Annotated in this window: 21 protein-coding genes; 14 read left to right on the forward strand and 7 right to left on the reverse strand. The window is 60.8% G+C overall.

The annotated features are described in order from the left end of the window. Positions 1–152 precede the first annotated feature (152 nt). Positions 153–467 (reverse strand): non-heme iron oxygenase ferredoxin subunit, encoded by a 315-nt coding sequence (locus B0E46_RS00015; protein WP_077553702.1) that lies wholly within the window; start codon positions 465–467, stop codon positions 153–155. Further along, positions 464–1,012: an N-acetyltransferase gene (locus B0E46_RS00020; RefSeq protein WP_077553703.1), complete on the reverse strand. Its 549-nt coding sequence runs from the start codon at positions 1,010–1,012 to the stop codon at positions 464–466. Before B0E46_RS00020 ends, B0E46_RS00015 begins: the two co-directional genes overlap by 4 nt. Positions 1,013–1,186: 174 nt before the next feature. On the opposite strand from B0E46_RS00020, the gene B0E46_RS00025 reads away from it, so the two are divergent. Beyond that, positions 1,187–3,223, forward strand: a complete 2,037-nt coding sequence (locus B0E46_RS00025) for a M13 family metallopeptidase (protein ID WP_077553704.1) — start codon at positions 1,187–1,189, stop codon at positions 3,221–3,223. 102 nt (positions 3,224–3,325) lie between these two features. Here B0E46_RS00025 and panE read toward each other — a convergent pair whose 3' ends face one another. Together panE and B0E46_RS00035 are read right to left on the reverse strand one after the other, a co-directional pair. Further along, on the reverse strand, positions 3,326–4,261 hold the full coding sequence (gene panE, locus B0E46_RS00030; RefSeq protein ID WP_077553705.1) for a 2-dehydropantoate 2-reductase: 936 nt from the start codon (positions 4,259–4,261) through the stop codon (positions 3,326–3,328). Continuing rightward, on the reverse strand, positions 4,249–5,178 hold the full coding sequence (locus B0E46_RS00035) for an acyltransferase (RefSeq protein ID WP_077553706.1): 930 nt from the start codon (positions 5,176–5,178) through the stop codon (positions 4,249–4,251). Before B0E46_RS00035 ends, panE begins: the two co-directional genes overlap by 13 nt. Positions 5,179–5,702: 524 nt before the next feature. Between B0E46_RS00035 and B0E46_RS00040 the strand changes: the two genes are divergently transcribed. Beyond that, positions 5,703–6,959: a site-specific integrase gene (locus B0E46_RS00040; RefSeq protein WP_077439633.1), complete on the forward strand. Its 1,257-nt coding sequence runs from the start codon at positions 5,703–5,705 to the stop codon at positions 6,957–6,959. A gap of 92 nt (positions 6,960–7,051) precedes the next feature. Here the strand turns inward: B0E46_RS00040 and B0E46_RS00045 are convergent, their stop codons facing one another. Beyond that, positions 7,052–7,786: a YoaK family protein gene (locus B0E46_RS00045; RefSeq protein WP_077439632.1), complete on the reverse strand. Its 735-nt coding sequence runs from the start codon at positions 7,784–7,786 to the stop codon at positions 7,052–7,054. A 227-nt stretch (positions 7,787–8,013) separates the two neighbouring features. Between B0E46_RS00045 and ccoN the strand changes: the two genes are divergently transcribed. The 9 genes from ccoN (at position 8,014) to B0E46_RS00090 (ending at position 14,914) form a co-directional block, all read left to right on the forward strand. Then, the gene (ccoN, locus tag B0E46_RS00050) at positions 8,014–9,480 is read left to right on the forward strand and encodes a cytochrome-c oxidase, cbb3-type subunit I (protein ID WP_077439631.1); all 1,467 of its coding nucleotides are present in this window, start codon (positions 8,014–8,016) and stop codon (positions 9,478–9,480) included. Between the two features lie 10 nt (positions 9,481–9,490). Beyond that, a complete protein-coding gene (ccoO, locus tag B0E46_RS00055) occupies positions 9,491–10,144 on the forward strand; it encodes a cytochrome-c oxidase, cbb3-type subunit II (RefSeq protein WP_077445398.1) in 654 nt (217 codons plus the stop codon). Beyond that, entirely contained in the window at positions 10,141–10,335 is a 195-nt protein-coding gene (locus tag B0E46_RS00060) for a cbb3-type cytochrome c oxidase subunit 3 (RefSeq protein WP_077439629.1), read from the forward strand. Before ccoO ends, B0E46_RS00060 begins: the two co-directional genes overlap by 4 nt. Then, complete coding sequence (ccoP, locus tag B0E46_RS00065; RefSeq protein ID WP_077439628.1) at positions 10,332–11,237, forward strand: cytochrome-c oxidase, cbb3-type subunit III; 906 nt, start codon at positions 10,332–10,334, stop codon at positions 11,235–11,237. Before B0E46_RS00060 ends, ccoP begins: the two co-directional genes overlap by 4 nt. Next, the gene (locus tag B0E46_RS00070; RefSeq protein ID WP_077439895.1) at positions 11,224–11,439 is read left to right on the forward strand and encodes a hypothetical protein; all 216 of its coding nucleotides are present in this window, start codon (positions 11,224–11,226) and stop codon (positions 11,437–11,439) included. The genes ccoP and B0E46_RS00070 overlap by 14 nt, the downstream gene beginning before the upstream one ends. Further along, on the forward strand, positions 11,436–13,682 hold the full coding sequence (locus B0E46_RS00075) for a heavy metal translocating P-type ATPase (protein WP_077553707.1): 2,247 nt from the start codon (positions 11,436–11,438) through the stop codon (positions 13,680–13,682). The genes B0E46_RS00070 and B0E46_RS00075 overlap by 4 nt, the downstream gene beginning before the upstream one ends. Further along, entirely contained in the window at positions 13,679–13,894 is a 216-nt protein-coding gene (ccoS, locus tag B0E46_RS00080) for a cbb3-type cytochrome oxidase assembly protein CcoS (RefSeq protein ID WP_077439626.1), read from the forward strand. The genes B0E46_RS00075 and ccoS overlap by 4 nt, the downstream gene beginning before the upstream one ends. A 67-nt stretch (positions 13,895–13,961) precedes the next feature. Then, complete coding sequence (gene azu / locus B0E46_RS00085; protein WP_077439625.1) at positions 13,962–14,408, forward strand: azurin; 447 nt, start codon at positions 13,962–13,964, stop codon at positions 14,406–14,408. A gap of 98 nt (positions 14,409–14,506) precedes the next feature. Beyond that, positions 14,507–14,914, forward strand: coding sequence for a group III truncated hemoglobin (locus B0E46_RS00090; RefSeq protein WP_077439624.1), 408 nt, complete (start codon positions 14,507–14,509; stop codon positions 14,912–14,914). Positions 14,915–15,178: 264 nt separating this feature from the next. On the opposite strand, the gene B0E46_RS00095 is transcribed toward B0E46_RS00090, so the two are convergent. After that, positions 15,179–15,616 (reverse strand): hypothetical protein, encoded by a 438-nt coding sequence (locus tag B0E46_RS00095; protein ID WP_077439623.1) that lies wholly within the window; start codon positions 15,614–15,616, stop codon positions 15,179–15,181. 113 nt (positions 15,617–15,729) lie between these two features. Then, a complete protein-coding gene (locus tag B0E46_RS00100) occupies positions 15,730–16,977 on the reverse strand; it encodes an NnrS family protein (RefSeq protein WP_077553708.1) in 1,248 nt (415 codons plus the stop codon). A 408-nt stretch (positions 16,978–17,385) separates the two neighbouring features. On the opposite strand from B0E46_RS00100, the gene hemN reads away from it, so the two are divergent. The 3 genes from hemN to nirK all read left to right on the forward strand — a co-directional run bounded on the left by hemN (position 17,386) and on the right by nirK (position 21,464). Continuing rightward, positions 17,386–18,783, forward strand: a complete 1,398-nt coding sequence (hemN, locus tag B0E46_RS00105; RefSeq protein WP_077439621.1) for an oxygen-independent coproporphyrinogen III oxidase — start codon at positions 17,386–17,388, stop codon at positions 18,781–18,783. Between the two features lie 29 nt (positions 18,784–18,812). Continuing rightward, complete coding sequence (locus B0E46_RS00110; protein WP_077439620.1) at positions 18,813–19,574, forward strand: helix-turn-helix domain-containing protein; 762 nt, start codon at positions 18,813–18,815, stop codon at positions 19,572–19,574. A 426-nt stretch (positions 19,575–20,000) separates the two neighbouring features. Then, a complete protein-coding gene (nirK, locus tag B0E46_RS00115) occupies positions 20,001–21,464 on the forward strand; it encodes a copper-containing nitrite reductase (protein WP_077553709.1) in 1,464 nt (487 codons plus the stop codon). The last annotated feature ends 7 nt before the right edge of the window (positions 21,465–21,471 follow it).

Consider the following 21,471-nt stretch of genomic DNA (forward strand, 5'->3'; position numbering starts at 1 on the left):
CAAGCAGACACGCTGACGTGCGCCGCCTGACTCCAGCAACCGTCGTGAACACAAACCTGTATTCATCGTTTTTGAATGGCTGCTTTGGGGCGATGTGCTTCAAGCGTCGGCTGTCCGGAGTTGGCCGGAAACAGACAGTTCAGCACATGCTCTCACCGATCATCCCGCGTCCAGATCGCCCCATCTTCTTCGCGCACTGGAAAACTCGCGATCGGCTCGTAAGCCGGCGGCTTCGTCACCGCACCCGTGCGCAGGTCGAAGCGCGCCCCATGCCGCGGGCACTCCACCTCGAAGCCATGCACCTCGCCGCCGGCCAGGTCGCCGCCGTCATGCGTGCAGGTGTCCTCGACCGCGTACAGCGCGCCATCGATGTTGTAGACCGCGATCGGCGTGTCGCCGTCCCACACCACCTTGAACTCGCCCGGCAGCAGTTCGCCGCGCGTACCGACCTTCACCCAGCCATTCATGCCGCCTGCCCGACGAAATCCTTGAGCAACACTTCGAAACGCAAGTCGTCGCGACGTGGAATGCCGAAGCGCTCGTCGCCATAGGGGAACGGCTGGTATTCGCCGGTGCGGCGATAGCCGCGGCGCTCGTACCAGGCGATCAGTTCGGCGCGCTGTTCGATCACGGTCATGCGCATGGCGCGGCACTGCCACTGCTCGCGCGCGATGCGTTCGGCTTCGGCCAGCACCGCCTTGCCGAGTCCGCCACCCTGCTGGTCGGGATCGACCGCGAACATGCCGAAATAGCCTGACTCGCCCTGCCGCTCCACATGCGCGCTGGCGATCAACTGCCCGCCACGCTCGGCCAGCAGGATGCAGCTGCCGGGACGACTGACCAGTTCGCCGACCGCTTGCGCATCGGTGCGCCGGCCGTCGAGCAGTTCCGATTCGGTGGTCCAGCCGCGCCGGCCCGAGTCGCCGCGATAGGCGGATTCGACCAGCGCCACGATGGCGGGAATGTCGGCAGCCCCGGCTGCGCGGAATACGGGGGAGATAGGCTCGTTCATGGGTCGATGATAATGCCCGCGCGGCCCGCGTCACCATGATCCGCAGCAACTCGCGGCGACAGCCACCCGTGACCTTCGACACTGTCTGCCGCATGGCCTCACTGCCTACGGTGCGGGGTCAGCCTGCCCTCCTCCGGGCAATGCATGCGCGATCGCGCGAACCAAGGAGAACCCATGAAACATCGACTCGTGAAACCGCTGGCGTTTGCCGTAGGCATCGCCTTGTGCACTGGCGCCATCGCCGCGCCCTCCAGCGTGTTCAACGTGCACGAGCTGGACAGCAAGATCAGCGCCTGCAGCGACCTCAACGGCTTCGTCAACGCGAAGTGGATCGCGGCGAATCCGATCCCCGCCGACCGCACACGCTGGGGCTCGTTCGATGCCCTGCGCGAGGACAGCCTCAGGGTGCAGCACAAGATCGTCGAGGATGCCGCCAACCATGCCGCCAAGGCCACGCCCGGCTCGATCGAGCAGAAGATCGGCTACCTGTACGCTTCGGGCATGGACGAAGCTGCCGTCGACAAGGCCGGCTTCGACCCGATCAAGCCGCAGCTGGCGCATATCGACGGGTTGAAGGACAGCGCCGACGTGGTCGGCTACATCCGCGACAGCTATGCCCAGGGCCAGCCGGTGCTGTTTCGCTTCGGCGGCAATGCCGACTTCAAGGATTCCAGCCGCGTCATTGCGTACGCCAACCAGGGCGGCCTCGGCCTGCCGACGGCCGAGTACTACAGCAAGCCGGATTACGAAAAGATCCGCACGGCCTATGTGGCCCATATCGCGAAGCTGCTCGTGCTCACCGGCGTCAGCGCCGGCGATGCGCAGCAGCAGGCCAAGGCCGTGATGTCTTTCGAGACTCGTCTCGCTGCCGCGTCGCTGCTTCCCGCACAGATGCGCAAGCCGGAGAACCGCTATCACTTCGTGAGCATCGCCGATGCCGACAAGGTGACGCCGGGCTTCGACTGGGCGGCCTTCTTCAAGGCGCAGGGCGCCGACGTGAAAGATGGCTTCTCGCTGTCGCAGCCGCAGTTCTTCGCCGAGGTGCAGAAGATGTTCGGCGATGTGCCGCTCGCCGAATGGCAGGCCTACTTCCGCTACCACGCGATCGCCAACGCGGCGCCTTACCTGTCCGCCCCGTTCCAGCAGGAAGACTTCGCCTTCGAGGAGCAGACCCTCAATGGCCAGAAGGAAATGCAGCCACGCTGGAAACGCGTGCTGGCCGCCACCAACGAGGGCATGGGCATGGCGCTGGGCCAGCTGTACGTGGCCGGCAATTTCTCGCCGAATTCCAAGCAGCGCGCGCAGGAGCTGGTCGACAACCTGCGCGCCGCCTACAAGACGCGCATCGAGAACCTGCCGTGGATGAGCGATGCCACCAAGCGGAAGGCGCTGGAGAAGTGGGCGACCTTCGTGCCGAAGATCGGCTATCCCGACAAGTGGCGCGACTGGAGCGGCCTCACGCTGGTGCCGGACAACTACTTCGCCAACGTGCACGCCGCCGACAAGTTCAACTACGACTACCGCGTCGCCAAGATCGGCAAGCCGGTGGACCGCACCGAATGGGGCATGACGCCGCAGACGGTGAACGCCTACTACAGCCCGCAGCAGAACGAGATCGTGTTTCCTGCCGCGATCCTGCAGCCGCCGTTCTTCGACGCCAAGGCGGACGACGCGATCAACTACGGCGGCATCGGCGCGGTGATCGGCCACGAGATGGGCCACGGCTACGACGACCAGGGCAGCAAGTTCGACGCCCAGGGCAACAACGTCAACTGGTGGACCGACGCCGATCGCCAGGCGTTCGAGGCACGCACCGCGAAACTCGCCGCGCAGTTCGACAGCTACGAGCCGCTGCCGGGCAAGCACGTCAACGGCCAGCTGACCATGGGCGAGAACATCGGCGACCTCGGCGGCCTGAACGCGGCGTACACCGCGTTGCAGATGGCGCTGTCGAAAAACCCGGCCGAAGCGAAGAAAAAGATCGACGGCTACACCCAGGACCAGCGCTTCTTCCTCAACTGGGCCCGCGTCTGGCGCGGCAGCATCCGCCCCGAAGCGCAGCTGACCCTGCTCAATACCGATCCGCACGCGCCGGCGCAGTTCCGCGCGATCGGTGCGCCGTCGAACATGCCGGAATTCGCCAAGGCGTTCCAGTGCAAGGCTGGCGACGCGATGGTGCGTTCGCCCGATACGCAGGTGAAGATCTGGTAAGCGGCAGCCACCGAGTCATCCGGAGAGCCGCGGTTGTCCAGCCGCGGCTTTCTTGTCTGGATCGGCTCGCCGAAAGTTCGCCGCCCTGAAACCGCATCGCGGTCATGCCGGTGCTTTGCGTAACCTGCCGGCCTCGTACGCTTTCAGATTCGCGTAGACCACGCTCAGCAATACATGCGCGTTGTGCAGATGATCGGCGCGCCTGAGCATGTCGCCGATCACATGATTCGCTTCGATCGCGTGACCATGCTGCAAGTCGCGCAACATCGACGCGGTCAGGCTCGACCCCGCCTCGGTCAGCACGCTGCGGGCGCGTTGCAGCGTCGCGTCGCCGGGCGCATGGCCGGAGCGCTCCGCCACCGCCCGGCACTCTTCCAGCAGGTCCAGCGTGATCGTCGTGCCGCCGGGTGCCGCCACGATGTCGCCGATTGGCGCGCGCATCAGGCAGGTGATGCCGGCCAGCGCGGCCAGGAACACCCACTTGTCCCACATGTCCTGCAGGATCGAGTGGCTGGGACGCGCGTCGAAACCCGCATCCGCCAGACTCTGCGTGATCCATTGCATGCGCTCGGAGGCACTGCCGTCGCGTTCGCCGAAGGTGAGGCTGTGCGACTGGTTGAGATGCTGCACGACGCCTTGCGCATCCAGCGTGGCGGCGATCACGCACTGGCCGCCAAGCACACGCTCCGCGCCGAACCGCGCATCCAGCAGATCCAGGTGCCGCATACCGTTCAGCATCGGCAGGATCACGGTGTGCGGGCCGACCGCCGGCGCGATGTCCGCCATCACCTGTTCCAGCGCATAGGCCTTGCAACTGAGCAGCACGAGGTCGTACGGCGCATCGAGGTCGCGCGCTAGCGCGGTCGGCGGGGCCGGCAGGCTCGCATCGCCGGTCGCGCTGCGTATCACCAGGCCGGTACGCGCCAGCATGTCGGCGCGCGCTTCGCGCACCAGGAACGTCACGTCGCGTCCATGTTGCAGCAGGCGGCCGCCAAAATAGCCGCCGGTGGCGCCCGCGCCGACGATCAGGATACGCATCGCTGAGGCTCCTGCTGCCGGGTGGCGGATTGTTCGAGCATGCGTCCGATCCGCAGGTCTTTCTCGCCCCAAAGCGCATTCACCCAGGTCTGGAAGCGCGCGCGGAACACGGCATCGCTTTCATAGTCCCCGCGCAACTCGTCATTGATCGGCAGCTCGCGCACGTGAACGCGGATATCGCGGATGCGGCCGGCGATGAGATCGATCATGGTGCATGGGCCGTTGGGATAGACGATGGTGACGTCGAGGATGGCATGCAGCGCATCGCCCATGGCATCCAGCACAAACGCCACGCCGCCGGCCTTGGGCCGCAACAGGTGCCTATAAGGCGATGCCTGCGCGTCATGCTTGGCGGCGGTGAAGCGCGTGCCCTCGACGAAATTCATCACCGACACCGGCATGTGGCGGAATTTCTCGCAGGCGCGACGGGTGGCCTCCATGTCCTTGCCCTGCCATTCCGGATGGGCGGCAAGGGTCTCCTTCGAATAGCGCTTCATGAACGGGAAATCCAGCGCCCACCACGCCGGCCCCAGCAAGGGCACCCAGATCAGCTGGCTCTTGAGGAAGAAGCGCAGGAACGGAATGCGCCGGTTGAAGATCTTCTGCAGCACCGGAATATCCACCCAGCTCTGGTGATTGCACAGCACCAGATAATTGCCGTCGCTGCGCAGGTCGGCGAGCCCGTCCAGTTGCCAGCGCGTGCGGGTGAACCATTCGAACATCCGGCTGTTGACCGCGATCCAGCTTTCCGCGATGACAATCAGCGCACGCGAGCACGCAAGCCGGATCGTGCGGATCGGCAGCACCAGCTTGACCAAAGTCAGCGCAAACAGCGGCAGCACGTGCAGCACGATGTTGACGGCAAGCAACAGCATCACGAGGGGGATGCGCAGCAGAGCGGGGAGCGTGGCGAACATGGGGGCAATCGTGGGTGGGATGATGAAGGGTAACGCTGTGAGAGCGGTGGCGTAAGCGTGAAGCCAAAGACTCGTCGGGTGTGATGCAGTGCGGCGGCATGAAGTGTGCGGGGATTGTTCGGTCCATCCATGGGCCTCCCCCTGCCGCGCTGCGCGCTTCAGGGCCAGCCACTCGGCTGTCCGAATTTGCTCCCGGCGAATTCGTCGACTGCGGAGGCAGCATACCGGAGCGAACATCGGCGCAACCGATGGCCCGAAGGGCGAGGCACGGGAATGTGCCAAGTAACCCGAGAAGGTTCGTCCACCACCCTCTTCTCTCTCCGCCAGATACGCAAAACGCCCCACTTGGGGGCGTTTTGCGTATCTGGCGGAGAGAGAGTCCGTCAGCCTGTAGTCCAGTCCTGTCCAAACAAGTCCTCACAAATGGCTTAACCAAGCCGTTTACAGCGTGAATATGTCCAAACACGCCCAAAGGCGTTCAACCAAATCCAGTGTATGATCATGGGTAGAAACAGGGGTAGCCAATGGCTCGCGCACTCGAAAAACTGTCCGACCTGAAGGTTCGCAAAGCCAAAACACCCGGGTACTTGGGCGATGGCGGCGGCCTCTATCTCCAGATTTCTGCTTCCCTCTCCAAGTCATGGGTATTTCGTTACCAGATCAACGGTCGCGCCCGAGAGATGGGCTTAGGTGCCTTCCATTCTTTTGGGCTGAGTGACGCTAGAAAGCGCGCCATGAAATGCCGGCAGATGGTCACCGATGGCATCGACCCCATTGACGATCGCAAATCGGCCCAGCAGCAGAAACGACTAACCGAGGCGCGAACGGTGGCGTTCGGTCGCTGTGCCGGTCTGTATATCGAAGCGCATCGCAGCGGCTGGAAGAATGCCAAGCATGCTGCTCAGTGGGAAAGCACGCTCGCGACTTACTGCAAACCGATCTGGGATGTGCCGGTCGATAGGGTCGATACGGAGCTCGTTATGCTCTGTCTAAACCCCATTTGGACAACAAAGACCGAGACAGCAAGCCGATTACGGGGGCGGATCGAGTCGGTGCTGGCGTGGGCAACGGTTCGCAAACTCCGAACCGGTGACAACCCCGCGGCGTGGCGTAACCATCTGGATCACCTTCTGCCTAAACGCAGTGAAGTACAAAAGGTCAAACCCAGGCCCGCTTTGCCCTACGCTGAGATTCCTGCATTTATGTCAAAGCTTCGCCAGCACCAAGGGTTATCCGCTCGCGTGCTGGAGCTGCAAATTCTGACGGCTACGCGGCCAGGCGAATCTGCAGGTGCGCAATGGGATGAGATCGACCTAGCAAAAGCCCTTTGGATCATTCCGGCTGAACGAATGAAGGCGGAAAAGGAACATCGAGTGCCCCTATCACCTGCAGCAATCGAGTTGCTACGTTCGTTGATACCGAAAGTGAAGGGCAAGCTGGTCGTTCCATCCGGCCATGTGTTCCCTAGCGTCAAAGGTCAACCCCTAACCACAGCCGCGGGCGAGAAGCTGATAAAAGGCATGCACGCTTCAGATATTGCCAAGGGAGGCACCGGACACATGGATCCGAGGGAAAAGAGGCCTTGCGTACCCCATGGCTTTCGATCCAGCTTTCGTGACTGGGCAGCAGAGACTACGAAGCACTCGCGCGAGGTTATTGAGAAGGCATTGGCGCATCTCCTCAAAGATGCCTCAGAAGCAGCCTATCAACGTGGTGACTTACTGACTCGGCGCGCCAAGTTGATGAACGACTGGGAGCGGTATTGTCGTTCTACGGCATAGTCTTGCATGCCCCCGATCCGCTATTTGCAGCGGATCGTGGTTCTATCTCGTAAGCGTCGACATTGAGATCCCATGCACGCATGATCGTCGTATCAGGCTTGTGGCACCGACACGTCGCCCCGAAGCGCCTGCCAGATACCTAGTAGCGAGAGGGCCAGAAGAACCGACGCCGTGGCGAAGAGAAGACGTCCGCCGATCGCCTGATAGACCATTACACCGATGATCCCGCCCACCAGGAAGGAAAGCACCGTCTGTGCATGAAGCCGAAGCTTCAGCTGATAGGGCGCAGCATCCACCCCAAGCTCGCGGCCACGAGCGATGTCGAACAGCATGCTCAACTCGATGCCAATATCCGTCGACATACCGGAAACATGGGTTGTTCGCACACGCGCACCAGAAATCGTGGTGACGACCGCATTCTGCAGACCCATAAGAAAACTCAACCCCAGGATCAATGTAGGCCCACGGTTAGCCTGAGGAAGCCAGAGACAGGCACATCCAAGCAACGCCATCAAAACTGCCTCTGCGAGGATGCTGACAGCGTAGATACTACGAATGCGTCGACGCTTGCCCGCATTAATAAGCAAGGTCGACACCGCAGCGCCCAGCACGAAAGCCAAGACAATCGACAAATAGAACATGCCTAGCAACCACTCTCCCAGTGCGGCGTGATCGGAGAGCGCCGAAACGTTCCCAGTCATGTTGGCGGAGAAAAAACCTACTGCGTGAAAAGCAGCCGTGTTCAGCGCTCCGGCAATCGCGGCCAGGGTGCAGGCAAGGCGACGATCGACATCGCTGCTTCGCGCGTTTCCTTCCCTTACCAACATTGAGACTGCCCCGTTCAACGTGAGGTTGGTGCAATGGCATCACTGTAGACGGTCAACGAATCGCGTGCCATCTGAAGCGGTGCGGCGAACCCATTGAGCGTTGCCTAACACAATGATGAGGAATTGGTTCCGATCCTGCGTAACAGGGAGCCGAAGCGACTTGATCTAGATCAATAGTCGGCTGAACAGCGTTGTCAGAATACCTCCAACCATAGTTAGGGGGTGCCATGCCAAATACCGAGTACTACAACGACAAGGTCGTGCGCCAGTTTCTGCTCGGCGCCGCGGTATGGGGAATCATCGGCATGTCGGTAGGCGTCTACGCCGCCGCGGAGCTGATGTGGCCCGCGCTGAATTTTGATATCCCATGGCTGACCTTCAGTCGCATCCGTCCTGACCACACCTTCGGGGTGATCTTCGGCTTTGGCGGCTGCGCGTTGATGGGCACCTGCTATTACGTGGTGCAACGTACCGGTCAGGCGCGGCTGGCGCTGGGCCGGCTTGCCGAGTTCACATTCTGGGGTTGGCAACTGATTTGCGTGCTGGCCATGGTGTCGATGCCGCTGGGCGCGACCCGCGGCAAGGAATATGCCGAGCCCGAGTGGATCGTCGCCATTCTCATCGCCGTGGTATGGGTCAGCTTCGGCGTGGTGTTCTTCGCCAGCCTGACGCGCCGGCGCATCCGCCATATCTATGTCGCGAATTGGTACTACGGCGCCTTCATCATCGCGGTCGGCCTGTTGCATATCGTCAACGGTCTCGTGCTGCCGGTGTCGATGTGGAAGTCGTACCCGATCTATTCGGGCGTGGTCGATGCCATGGTGGAGTGGTGGTACGGCCATAACGCGGTAGCGTTTTTTCTCACGGCCGGCTTCCTCGGCATGATGTATTACTTCGTCCCGCGGCAGGCCCAGCAGCCGCTGTGGAGCTATCGCTTCTCGATCGTCAATTTCTGGGCGCTGATCTCGGTCTACATGTGGGCAGGCGCGCACCACCTTATGTACACCGCCCTGCCCGACTGGGTGCAGTCGGTGGGTATGGCATTTTCGCTGATCCTGTTGATGCCCAGCTGGGGCTCCGCAGCTAACGGGCTACTCACCTTCAACGGCTCGTGGTGGCGACTGAAGACCGACCCGGCCGCCAAGTTCATGGTGATGTCGCTGGTGTTCTACGCCGCGGCCACCTTCGAAGGTTCGATGATGGCGATCAAGACGGTGAATTCGTTGTCGCACTACACCGACTGGACAATCGCCCACGTACATTCGGGTGCGCTCGGCTGGGTCGCGATGATCACCATCGGCTCGCTTTACGCGATGGCGCCTCGTGCGCTAGGTCGACCCGCCATGCACTCGCATCGCGCGATGGAAGCGCATTTCTGGCTGCACATGATGGGTACGCTGATGTACATCTGCTCGATGTGGGCCGCCGGCATCACCGAAGGCATGATGTGGCGCGCCACCAACCCGGATGGGTCGCTCACTTATTCCTTCCTCGACAGTCTGATTGCGATCAAGCCGATGTATTTGATCCGCTGGGCCGGTGGCCTGCTGATCCTGTCTGGCATGGTGGTGATGGCCTGGAATCTGTGGCACACCGCAGCAGACGCCCGTGCCCGACTGATCAAACCGATTCCCGTGCCGATCCCGGAGCCGGTGCCCAATCAGGTGCCGGCCCCCTTGCCGGCTGCCGGTTGAGGATCACGACATGGCATACAAGCATTTTGAAATCATCGAGAAAAACGTCGGCCTGCTTGGCATCCTGATCGCTATCATGGTCTCGCTCGGCGGCCTCGCTGAAATCACACCGCTGTTCATCGAGGCACATACGATCAAGGCGCCGTCCGGGGTCAAACCGTACGACCCGCTGCGCCTGGCTGGCAGGGACATCTACGTACGAGAGGGCTGTTATCTGTGCCATTCGCAGATGATCCGCGCGCTGCGTTTCGAGACGGAGCGCTACGGTCACTACTCCACCGCCGACGAATCGGTCTACGACCGACCGTTCCTGTGGGGTTCCAAACGTATCGGACCGGATCTAGCTCGTGTCGGAGGCAAATACTCGGATGACTGGCAGCGCATGCACCTAATGAACCCCCGGCAGGTGGTGCCGCCATCAAACATGCCAGGTTTCCCCTGGCTGGCCGACAAGAAACTCGATGCGGCGGAGATCCAGGCCAGCATGCGCACGCTGCGCCGATTGGGCGATCCGTACAGCGACGCGGACATCGCCGGCGCGCCAGCGGCGGTGAACGGCAAGACCGAGATGGACGCGCTGATTACCTATCTGCAGGGCTTGGGTATTAAAAATGAGCCGACGAAGACAACCTCGGCGGAAGCCAGCGATGGAGGCCAACCATGAGTCCGGTATGGGGACAGATCGCGGGCGCTTTCATCCTGGCCATGATGATCACCTTCATTGGTATCTGGATCTGGGCTTGGCGCAAGCGCCACAAGAAAGTGTTTGACCAGATGGCCCAGTTGCCGATGCAGGAAGATACGGAAGAACAACCTGCCGACACGCAGGCAGGCACACGGGAGAGTCGTCCATGAGCACAGGCTGGTCGTTGTGGGTCATGTTCCTGGTGGTGTTCAACCTGGGCATTACATTGTTCCTGTTCCTGTGGGGACCGTGGGTAAAAATACCGACGTTGCCCGACGGCACCAGTGGCCACATCTGGGCACACGGTGCGCTGCGCGAGGGTGTGCGACGACTGCCGCGTTGGTGGTTGCTGATGTCGGCCAGCATGTTCATCGCCGGCTTCACGTATCTGGCGTTGTTCCCTGGCTTCGGCAACTTCAAGGGTTTACTGGGCTGGACCTCGCATGGCGAACTGGCGCGCAACGTGGCCAGCAACAATGTCGCGTTCGCCGAGGAGATGAAGCGCTTCGAGCTGTACCCAGTCGAGCAACTCGCTGGCGATCCAGCCGCCCAGCAGATGGGCAAGGAATTGTTCGGCGACGACTGCGCGGCCTGCCATGGGCGCACCGCCAAGGGCAATCAAAAACTTGGTGCGCCCGATCTCACTGACGCCGACTGGTTGTACGGCGGCGACGGTAAGTCGATCACCGCAAGCATCCACGATGGTCGTGCCGGTGTCATGCCGCCGTGGGCGAGTCTGGGCGAGGACAACGTGAAAAATCTCGCCCAATATGTGCTTAGTCTGTCCGGCTCACCGTACGATGCTGCCAAGGCGGCGGCCGGCAAGCCGCTGTTTGTCACCTGCGCCGCCTGTCACGGCCCGGATGGCAAGGGCAACCAGGCGCTTGGCGCACCCAATCTCACGGACCACATCTGGCTGCACGGTGGCAGCGTTGCCGATATCGAAGCCACCATCGGTGGCGGCAGGCAGGGCCATATGCCGGCGTGGAGCCGCCGCCTCAGTGACGACCAGATCCACGTGCTGGCCGCCTATGTCTACCACCTGTCGCACCGCGATGATGCCACGCCATGACGCCCGCGATTTATCCAGCGCATCGAGCTGGTATCGCCAGCCGGTGCTGTGGCTTGGTGTGGTGGTCTTCGCCGCATCGATGGCCGGGTGCGTATGGCTGATCGTGGTGAGCTCCCGTCACGCCGATATCCCGGTGGACACGTCGCACACCGTGTTCGGGGTGCCAAGCAGCAGCCATAGCAGCAACGGCCCTCCACCATGAGTACCCATGCGGCATGGGTCCAGCCGCAACTGGCTGCGCAGGTATTGCGTACACGCCGAGATGGTCATAGCGAGATCGCTCTGCGGGTCGAAGGACTGCACAACGCGCAGCAGGTATTGCGACTGGAGCAACTCATCCACGGGTTGCCCGGCGTGCAGCGGGTGGCCATCGACGCACCGGCCAAGCGCGTACGGGTAGTGTGGGACAGGCAGCACACATCACTGCCGGTTCTGCTCGAGGCGTTCACTGGCGCACGTTGCAGGGCGCAACCGCTGCGGCATGACAGCATCGACGACGCCCGTTCGCGCGAATCGCATGACGCATTGAAGCGCCTGCTGGTCGCCGGCATGTTCGCGATGCAGGTGATGACCTATGCGTTCGTGATCTACATCGGCGTCGTCGACTTCGTCGATTTCACTACCCGCGGCCTGTTCCGCTGGCTGAGTCTGTTGTCCACCGTGCCCGTGGTGTTCTATTCGGCCAAGCCGTTCTATGTCGGCGCACTGCGCGAACTGCGCCGCCACCAGTTGGGCATCAACCTGTCGGTGACGCTCGCGGTGCTGCTGGTATTTCTCGCAAGCACGATCAACACCTTGCGCGGCAGCGGCGACATCTACTTCGATTCGGTCAGCATGTTTGTGTTTCTGCTGCTGGCCGCACGCTACGTGGAGTTGCGCGCGCGGCATCGCAGTGGTGCTCTTGGCGATGCGGTGATCGATGCCGCACCGCTGCTGGCGGAGCGTCGGCATGCAGACGGCAGCCTGGAAACGGTGGCCGCGATCGAGCTGGTTGCTGGCGATCACGTGCACATCGCCGAGGGCACCACGGTACCGGCAGACGGCGTGCTGGAGAGCGCCATGGCCGAGGTGGACGAGGCTTTGCTGTCGGGCGAATCGCTCCACGTGCAGCGTAAGCGCGGGGAGCGGCTGATTGCCGGCAGCATGCTGCTGGTCGGCCCTGCCGAGCTGCTCGTGGAACACACCGGCGAGGCGACAGCTGCCGCCCGATTGAGCGCGCTCAGCACGCGTACGCGCAAGGCGCGCATGGTGTCCGCGCCCGGGGGCGAACGCGAAGTCGGCCGTTTTATCGGCCGCGTACTGCTGCTGACCGCGTTGACGGCGCTGGGCTGGATGCTGGTGGACCCAGCGCGCGCGTTCGAAGCGGCGGTGGCGGTGCTGGTGGTCGCCTGTCCATGCTCGTTCGCACTGACTCGACCGGCCACGCTGACCCGCGCTCTCGGCGTGTTGGCTGGACACGGAGTGCTCGTCACCGACAGCAGCGCGCTGGCCACGCTGGCGCGGGTCGATTACGCGTTGTTCGACAAGACCGGCACGCTCAGCGTGCCGCAACTGGCAACCGCCGCGATCGAACCGCTCCGCGGCGATGATCCCGATGACGTGCTGCAGCTGGCCGCCGCACTGGCCCATGAAAGCTCGCATCCGCTGGCGCGTGCGCTGGCCAGCACCGCCCGCCAGCGTGGCCTGCCACAGCGGGCGCAGGCAGTTGAGGTCAGTGCCGGCGCAGGCATCAGCGGGGAAGTCGATGGTCGCCCACTGCGTTTGGGGCGCGCCGATTTCGCGCTGGCGCCGAGCGGACATATGGTATCGGCAAGCCTCTCAAATGCGCTGCTGCTGGCCGATCAGAACGGACCGATCGCTGCCTTCCATCTCGACGAACAGCCACGCAAAGATGCCCGCCGCACGCTCGACGCGCTGCGTGCCGACGGCATCGCGCTGGTAATCGCCAGTGGCGACAGTAAATCGCGCGTGGCCGCGCTTGCCGCTCGTCTGGACATCCACGACGCTTACGGCCGTCAGTCGCCCACCGACAAGCTGCAGCGGCTGCAGGCAGCCCGCCAGCGTGATCACGTCACCTTGGCCGTCGGTGACGGAAGCAACGACGCGCCGGTACTGGCGGGCGCGGACGTCTCCGCCGCGCTGGGTAGTGGAACCGAGTTGGCACAGGCGCATGCCGACCTGCTCTTGCTGGATGGAGGTCTGGACGGCCTCGTGCAAGCACGCTCGATCGCGCGCCAGGTAGCTCTCGTGGTTGCTCAGAGCCGGCGCTGGTCACTCGTCTACAACTTGTGTGCCGTGCCGTTCGCCGCGCTCGGCTTCGTGCCGCCGTGGCTCGCCGCCATCGGGATGTCGCTGAGCTCATTGGCAGTCGTGCTCAACGCATTGCGCGTGGGTCGCGACAGTGTCAGCGAACCCACGGCGAAGCAACGCGAGATGCGCGTATGAACATCCTGCTTGTACTGATCCCGGTAACCTTGCTGGTGGTGCTGATCGCGACAGTCATTTTCTTCTGGGCCGTCAATCACCAGCAGTTTGACGATCTGGACAGCCCGGGAGTTCTACCACTGCTTGAAGATTTGGCTCCGGGCGAAGCGCCTCCGGAAAGGGCCACGCAGGCAGAGGACTTTGCCGCTGGCACTGACCCAGATCAAGGCTGACTGCGCATGAGCACGCCAAAATGAAGCCACTCTTCTTCCCCACCATTCCTCATTGGAGCTTCTACTAATGCGAAAACTAATTGCGATCACCCTGCTCGGCCTGTTGTCCACCCCACTGCTGGCCACTGAGTGTGCAACCACTGTCGAAGCCAATGATGCTATGCAATACAATCAAAAAAGCATCACCGTGCCGAAGACCTGCAAGACCTTTACGGTGACCTTGAAACACACCGGTACGCTACCGAAGACTGCGATGGGCCATAACTGGGTGCTGGCCCACAATGCCGACGAGCCCGGCGTTATTGCCGACGGCATGCAGGCAGGTGCTGCCAGCAACTATGAGAAGCCGGGCGACGCCCGAATCATTGCGCATACCAAGCTGATCGGTGGTGGCGAATCCGACTCCGCGACCATCAGCGTAGCCAAGCTCAAGACTGGCGAACAATACGCATATTTCTGCACCTTCCCAGGCCACGCGACCCTGATGAAGGGCACGCTGAACCTGAGCCAATAAGTGGCGCCCACAGCACGTTTCCGGCTGGTACCGGATACGTGCTGTGGGCAAACGCCCCTACTTTCGTGTATTCCGACTCCTGATGCACCACGTTCCGCATGAACTCACCATTCCTTGACGAATTCGCGATCGCTACGCTAGTCGACCGCTTTTACGAAAGGGTGCGATGCGATCGGAAACTGGGCCCAGTATTCAATGCCGCAGTGCGTGACTGGGACGAGCACAAGCGCTTACTTGCCTCCTTCTGGTCATCAGTAGCATTACGCATCGGAAGCTGTCGCGGAAACCTGATGGCCGCACACCGACCGCACCCGATCCTCGCCGAGCATTTTGACCGCTGGCTTACCCTGTGGCGTGAAACCTGCGCCCAAGAGCTGGACGAAGCGAACGCCGTACTGATGCTGGAGTATGCCCAGCACATCGGCCGCAGCCTCAAGCTGTGGCTCGGCCTGCATGAGCGAGCACATAACTTTGTCGTGCCCGTAGTCGGCATCACCAGAGAGTAGCTCCCCAGCTCGGTCGAGGCACTCCGCGAGCCATGCTTCACCAATCACCCGGAGCCAGCTCCAGGGTCGGGTGTACCCGACACATGAGTGATTCAGCGCCTTCAGGTTTCACAGTCGTAGGGCTTGAACATCTCCCTAAATCGCTACCGACCTACTGAAACACCGGTGCCGTCGTACTCACTGCCTAAAACTGGCCGTCGATACTGATCGACTGATCATTGAATGCGACTGTAGAGATGATGCGCCTTATTAGAAGAAGGCCGTCTACAGATAGAACATGATCTTGGCCAAGAAAACGATGCCAATCATCAGGCCGAGTACCACGCGATGGGTATGCCGGAACCGGCACACGTTCATCCTGCCGCTCCGCATAGCCCGCATCGCATTAACAAACACGCCGAGTACGCCGAACGCCAGCAGCATCTTCAGCAGCAACAAGTTGCCGAAGCGCGTGCCAATACAGCTGATGCCAGCACAACGAATGTCGAACAACATGCCGCCACTGGCGAACAGCAGAATCACTACCAGCGGCATGAAGCGGCGTGCCCGCGCCATCACCGCCTGTTCGATACGCTGCATTATGGCCCCGTCGAAGTGTCGATGTAGGGACTCGATCACCAACACCTCGAACGCCACCGAACCGACAAACAGGATCGCGCAAGACAAATGTATCAACACTATCCATGGATACCAGACAGCCATCACTTTCTCCCAATACTGGGTGAACGAGTCTGCGCGTAGCCCATCCTGGACGCGCTGATATGGATCAAGCGAGAGCCTGTGTGAGTTGTTGGCAAGACGACGGCGGCGCCACCTTAACCCGGCTTGTTGTCCACCCGCGGGGTCAGGTAGATCCATGCCGAACGCAGCACCCATGGCAGAAAAGCCAGTAGCCAGCCGTACGCAGCGACCACCAGCCATAGGTACATATCGCCGCCCAATTCCGCGCGGATGCGCAGCAACACGACGATCTGCAGCAGTCCGAAGCACAGCCACGCTACCGCGCCCATCTGCAGCGGCCGACCGGAATGGCCTTGGGTCACCCGCGTCACCATTGCGACCAGCATCGAGCCGAAGTAACCAATCGCCAATGCATGCAGAGGTGCACGTCCGAGCAGCAGATGACCGCTGGCCGCGTAAATCACGTCCTGCAGCGCATACAGCACGAATGCCAACGGCAGCCAAGCGAATGCCAGATGCAACACAGCAAGCAGACCTGGCCGCATCGCCTTCCAAGGTTGCCACGCCAGCGCGTGCCAAGCGAACACCAGCGCCAGCGGAACATCAGTTAGCCACAGCCAGCCCAACGCATTGCGCCAATCCAACAGCGCATGTACTAGCAGCAACACCCACACAACCGGAAGGCTCCAGCGCGGACGGATCACCCTGTAGTCGGCTGCCACATTGCCGCTAAAGAACGGTAGCATTCGGTGCGTTACCGTAAAGAAAATGGGCAGGAGCAGACCAAATGTCCCCAGCCGGATCGCCAGCGTAGCGCACTCGAACGGACCGCCGAACAGAGAGACCAGGAACGCGAGAAGCCCTAGCGTGCCCAAACCCACCGCCAGAAGACACGAACGCGCATGGTTGTCGCGCTCACCCGACGCATGCAACATCGTCGCTAGTGTCCAGAAGCCGATCACGTAACCCGCCAGCATCACGATGAAGCCGAGCTTGAGCAGCCACGGCAAGTCGAGCAGCCCCACGTTCGCCAGCACATAACCGCCGAATACGCAGCCAGCGACCGGTACATACCGCCCGCGCGGCAACGCCGGTCGATTCAGCCAGCGCGGAAAAACTGTCAGTAAAAAGCCAAAGATGAATAGCGGAAACAAACCGTATTGGATCAGCATTGCATGCGCCCAGCCGGGGGCTATCGATGGCTGCGGCCAGCCACCCAGCCCGAAGCGCATCCAGGTTAGTTCCAGCGCCCACCAAAGCATACTGAGCAGCACTGCAACCGTGCCGGCCAGAAACAGCAGCCGATGCGGCGCCGACGCCAGCAGGGCTGGCAACTCCGCGAACATAGCGGGCTTGACTCTTGAAGATGGAGATTCAGCCATGACGGCGTCAACTCAAGTGAGAACGACCTGTCATGTTGACCGCCATTCGGGGCGACATTCTTGATCTGTGTCATATGGAGGCCGTACCGATTGATCGGCAATCATGGCTGCGGTTCGCGACCGGGTCGAAGGGCGTATGACTTCTTGCCTAGTTGCTCCAAGGAGGTGCACATCATCGGCCTCGTAAAGTGTGGATGGGATTCCCAACCTCATGTTTTGCCCTCTTAGGCTTAGACAGGATAGCTTGCGGAGCGATTGGCCTGACAAATAGCACGCGATGCTCTCCAACCGACGTAAAGCTGGATTTCCGATGGTGGTGCTCGCCTTGGATAGGAGCAACGCAGCATTTCGTCGCGGTTTTTGACCTGAATCAATGCACGAACTACTCGCGCTGCACAAACTAAGCACATGAGCCGAGCCATCACTGCACCTGAATTCGATCCGGCGACAATCGCCCGCTATGACACGGACGGACCGCGCTATACCAGCTATCCCACAGCACCGCAGTTCCGACGCGATTTCGTCGAAGCCACGCTACGCGAAGTGATCCGCGCGTCCAACGAAGAGCCAATCCCGCGTTCGTTGTCGCTCTACGTTCACGTACCCTTTTGCCTCAGTCCGTGCTTCTACTGTGGATGCAACCGCGTAATTACCCGCGATATCGGCAAGGCCGACCGCTACTTGGAACGGCTGTACCGCGAGATTGAACTTTTGGCACCACTGTTCGACCGTGATCGGCCAGTGCGTCAACTACATTTTGGTGGTGGCACGCCGAACTTTCTCGATCTACCGCGGATGGCCGAGCTGATGGAGTCGTTGGCCCAGCACTTCAGCTTCATACACGAGAGCCGGCGTGAGTACGGCATCGAGATTGATCCGCGCTTTGCCGATGGCAACTACATCCACGGCCTGGCGGAGCTTGGCTTCAACCGACTGTCGGTAGGCATCCAGGATTTCGATCCGGAGGTGCAGCAGGCTGTCAATCGTATTCAGAGTGTGGAGCAGACACGTGAGGTATTGCAGGCTGGGCGGGCCGCAGGCTTCGTGTCGGCCAGTGTAGACCTGATATACGGTCTGCCACGGCAAACGATGCAGGGATTTGACCATACACTCTCGGAAGTGATCGGATTGGAACCAGACCGTGTAGCCGTATACGGTTACGCGCATATGCCGCACCTGTTCAAGGCGCAACAGCAGATCGACACGGCCGAACTGCCCGATCCGGCGACGCGGCTAGCCTTATTTGGTCAAGCGCTGCAGCGGCTCTGTTCGGCCGGCTACGTCTACGTCGGCATGGATCACTTTGCACGCCCCGACGACGAGCTGGTACGCGCACAAAGGGCGGGCACACTGCAACGAAATTTTCAGGGTTACTCCACCCATGGCGACTGCGACATCGTAGGCTTGGGTGTGAGTGCGATCAGCCGTATTGGCAACAGCTACAGCCAGAATGCCCGGGATCTAACCGGCTACTACAGTGCCCTGGACAATGCCCGCCTGCCTATTGTTCGTGGGCTGCTGCTGGACGAGGACGATGAGATTCGTCGCGAAGCGATAAGTGAGCTGATGTGCCATGGTAAGCTGGACATGTATGCTTTTGGTGCGCGTCATCGTCTAATCTTCGGGGAATATTTCGCTACTGAACTGGCCCGGCTGCAATTGCTTGCCGATGACCAATTGGTGACCTTAGACTCACGTATCATCCGTGTAACGTCGCGTGGACAGCTGTTGTTGCGTAGTATCGCGATGTGCTTTGATGCGTATCTCGGCCGAGAGAGCACGGCACGCTACTCGCGTACCATATGAATGGCACGATCACCAAAGATGCTTCCCAGATGCGTTCCAGCGATCAGATAGGCCGCCTGCCCCAACCACCCAGTCCGATCGCTGATGATGGTGATGAAAACCATTTCTGTCGTACCTGTGCGTTTGCCAGCGTTTGTCTCGCAGTGGGCTATGGCAAGTCCGACCTAAGTGCACTGCATTGTCTGGTCGAGCACGTAGGACCGTTTCGAGCCGGTGAATATGTCTTCCACAACGGAGACCCATTTCGCGCAATCTTTGCGGTGCGTGCTGGCACAGTAAAGACCAGCATGGTTGATCGCGACGGGCGCGAACAGGTGCTTGGCTTCTACCTACCCGGCGAAGTAATCGGCCTAAACGCCATCTATCCGGATCATTTTCCGTGCGATGCAATCGTGCTGGAGAACGGACATTTCTGTCGCTTCTCATTCCCGGCCATGAGCGCGTTGGCCGCTCGTATCCCAGCCGTACAGCAACACCTTTTCCGCATGCTCAGCAAGGAGCTGGGTGCCGCCAGCCTACTCGCGGGTGACCATAGCGCCGACGAACGCATGGCAGCGTTTCTCGTGGATCTAGGTGAGCGTTATGCCACGCGAGGCTTTTCTGGCACTCACTTTCAACTAAGCATGTCACGCGGCGATATCGCCAACTATCTCCGTCTAGCCGCCGAGACAGTGAGCCGAGTTCTTAGTCGCTTCCGCAGCCTCGGGTTAATTGAAATCGAAGGGCGCGAACTGGTGCTAAACAATCCAGCCGAGCTGCGCAGGATAGGTCAGAGTCTGCTACCTAACTGAGCTAGGTGTCGCAGAGAGCGAGTCCAAATTCAGGTGACCGTGCGCCCGAACCAAGAGCCTGTCGCATTCGACAAACAGGCTATGGCATGGATGGCTCCCAAGCTTCATCCAGTCTTTCTCTGTTGAAGCAATTGGCCATGCAGGCGGCAATGCCGTCATCTGCAATTTTTCCCCAGCGCGCCAGCCTCTTTGATCCGCGCTTAAACCCAAAGCCCTGAGGCTAGTGGTGTCATAAATTGGCACTACTCTCGCACTGGAGCCACCTGGTTCCACATGTGAACGGCCATTTCGGCGATCGTTTTTCGAGCTAGCATTATGCGGCAGCTTGACGCAGAAAGCATTTGTCGCTTTCGAAACTGATCCAAATCAAGTAGGCAAAAAGATAGTGATTTAGGCTTAAGCCAGGACTCACAAAGGAGAGACCTTATGTCACGATTGCTGCCCTCTTTACTGGCTGCCGCTGGCCTGTTGGCGATCACTGCTTACATCGGTTCATCCGCTTACGCGGCACACTCCGTTGGATCGATCAATGGGTCCACAACAGTCACAGGGGATTTCGGACCTCCCCAAGGACCGCCCATCGAGGAGAAGCTGGTCGCTCCCCCGGGCGTACCGGCACCGATTCATCGTGATCATCCTGCACGCGTGATCGTTCGCCTTGAAACGCAAGAAGTGGTCAAGGAAATTGCCGATGGCGTGCGTTATAACTTCTGGACTTTCAACGGCACTACGCCAGGGCCGCTGATCCGCGTGCGGCAGGGCGATACCGTGGAGCTGCATCTGAAGAACGATCCCAATTCGCACATGGCGCACAACATCGACCTTCATGCCGTGATGGGACCAGGTGGTGGCGCAGCCTCCACCGTCACACCACCGGGACATGAGAGCGTATTTACTTTTAAAGCGCTGCGCTCCGGCACCTTCATCTATCACTGCGCGACAGCACCCGTACCGATGCACATCGCCAACGGCATGTATGGTGTGATCGAAGTCGAGCCACCAGAAGGTTTGCCCAAGGTTGATCACGAATATTACGTGACGCAAGGCGACTTCTATACCACTGGCACCTACCACGAACCCGGCTTGCAATCGTTTGACATGCAGAAAATGCTGTTGGAGCAACCGACCTACGTTTTGTTCAACGGTCGCGAAGGCTCCTTGACGGGCGCCAACGCGCTCACCTCAAACGTGGGCGATACGGTGCGCCTGTTTGTCGGCAACGGAGGCCCGAACTTAGTGTCTAGCTTCCATGTCATCGGCGGCATTTTCGACAATGCCAATGTCGAGGGCGGCACCTTGATCAACCATAACGTGCAGACCACCCTGGTTCCAGCGGGTGGCACCACTATGGTCGAACTAAGCACGCCGGTACCGGGGACCCTGCTGCTGGTCGACCACTCGATTGCTCGTGCCTTCATGCAGGGAGCACTGGGCGAAATCAAGGTGAGCGGGCCGCCACAACCGGCGATCTACAATAAAGTATCCAGCGGTCCGGTAAGCGGCGCGGCGGAACCCGTTGCCGTAGTCGCCGAAGTCTCCAATGCAAACTCGGCCATGGCCGATGGCAAGCGTGTGTTTACTCAGATCTGCTCCGCCTGCCATCAGGGCAACGCAATGGGTCTGCCTGGGGCTTTCCCGCCACTGGCGATGTCCGATTACCTCAATGCGGATCCAAAACGAGCGATCGGCATTGTGCTCAACGGCCTCAGTGGAAAGATAACCGTCAACAGCACCGGCTACGAGTCGGTAATGCCAGCCCAGGGTCCGAACCTCAACGATGAAGAGATCGCCAACGTATTGACCTATGTGTTGAACAACTTCAACAACAAGGGTGGAAGCATCAGTCCGGCCGAAGTCAAGGCCGTCCGTGCAGGCGGCAAACCAAACTGAGGTCGAG

Origin of the sequence: Rhodanobacter sp. B04 (genome assembly GCF_002001125.1) — a bacterium.
Taxonomy (GTDB): Bacteria; Pseudomonadota; Gammaproteobacteria; order Xanthomonadales; family Rhodanobacteraceae; genus Rhodanobacter.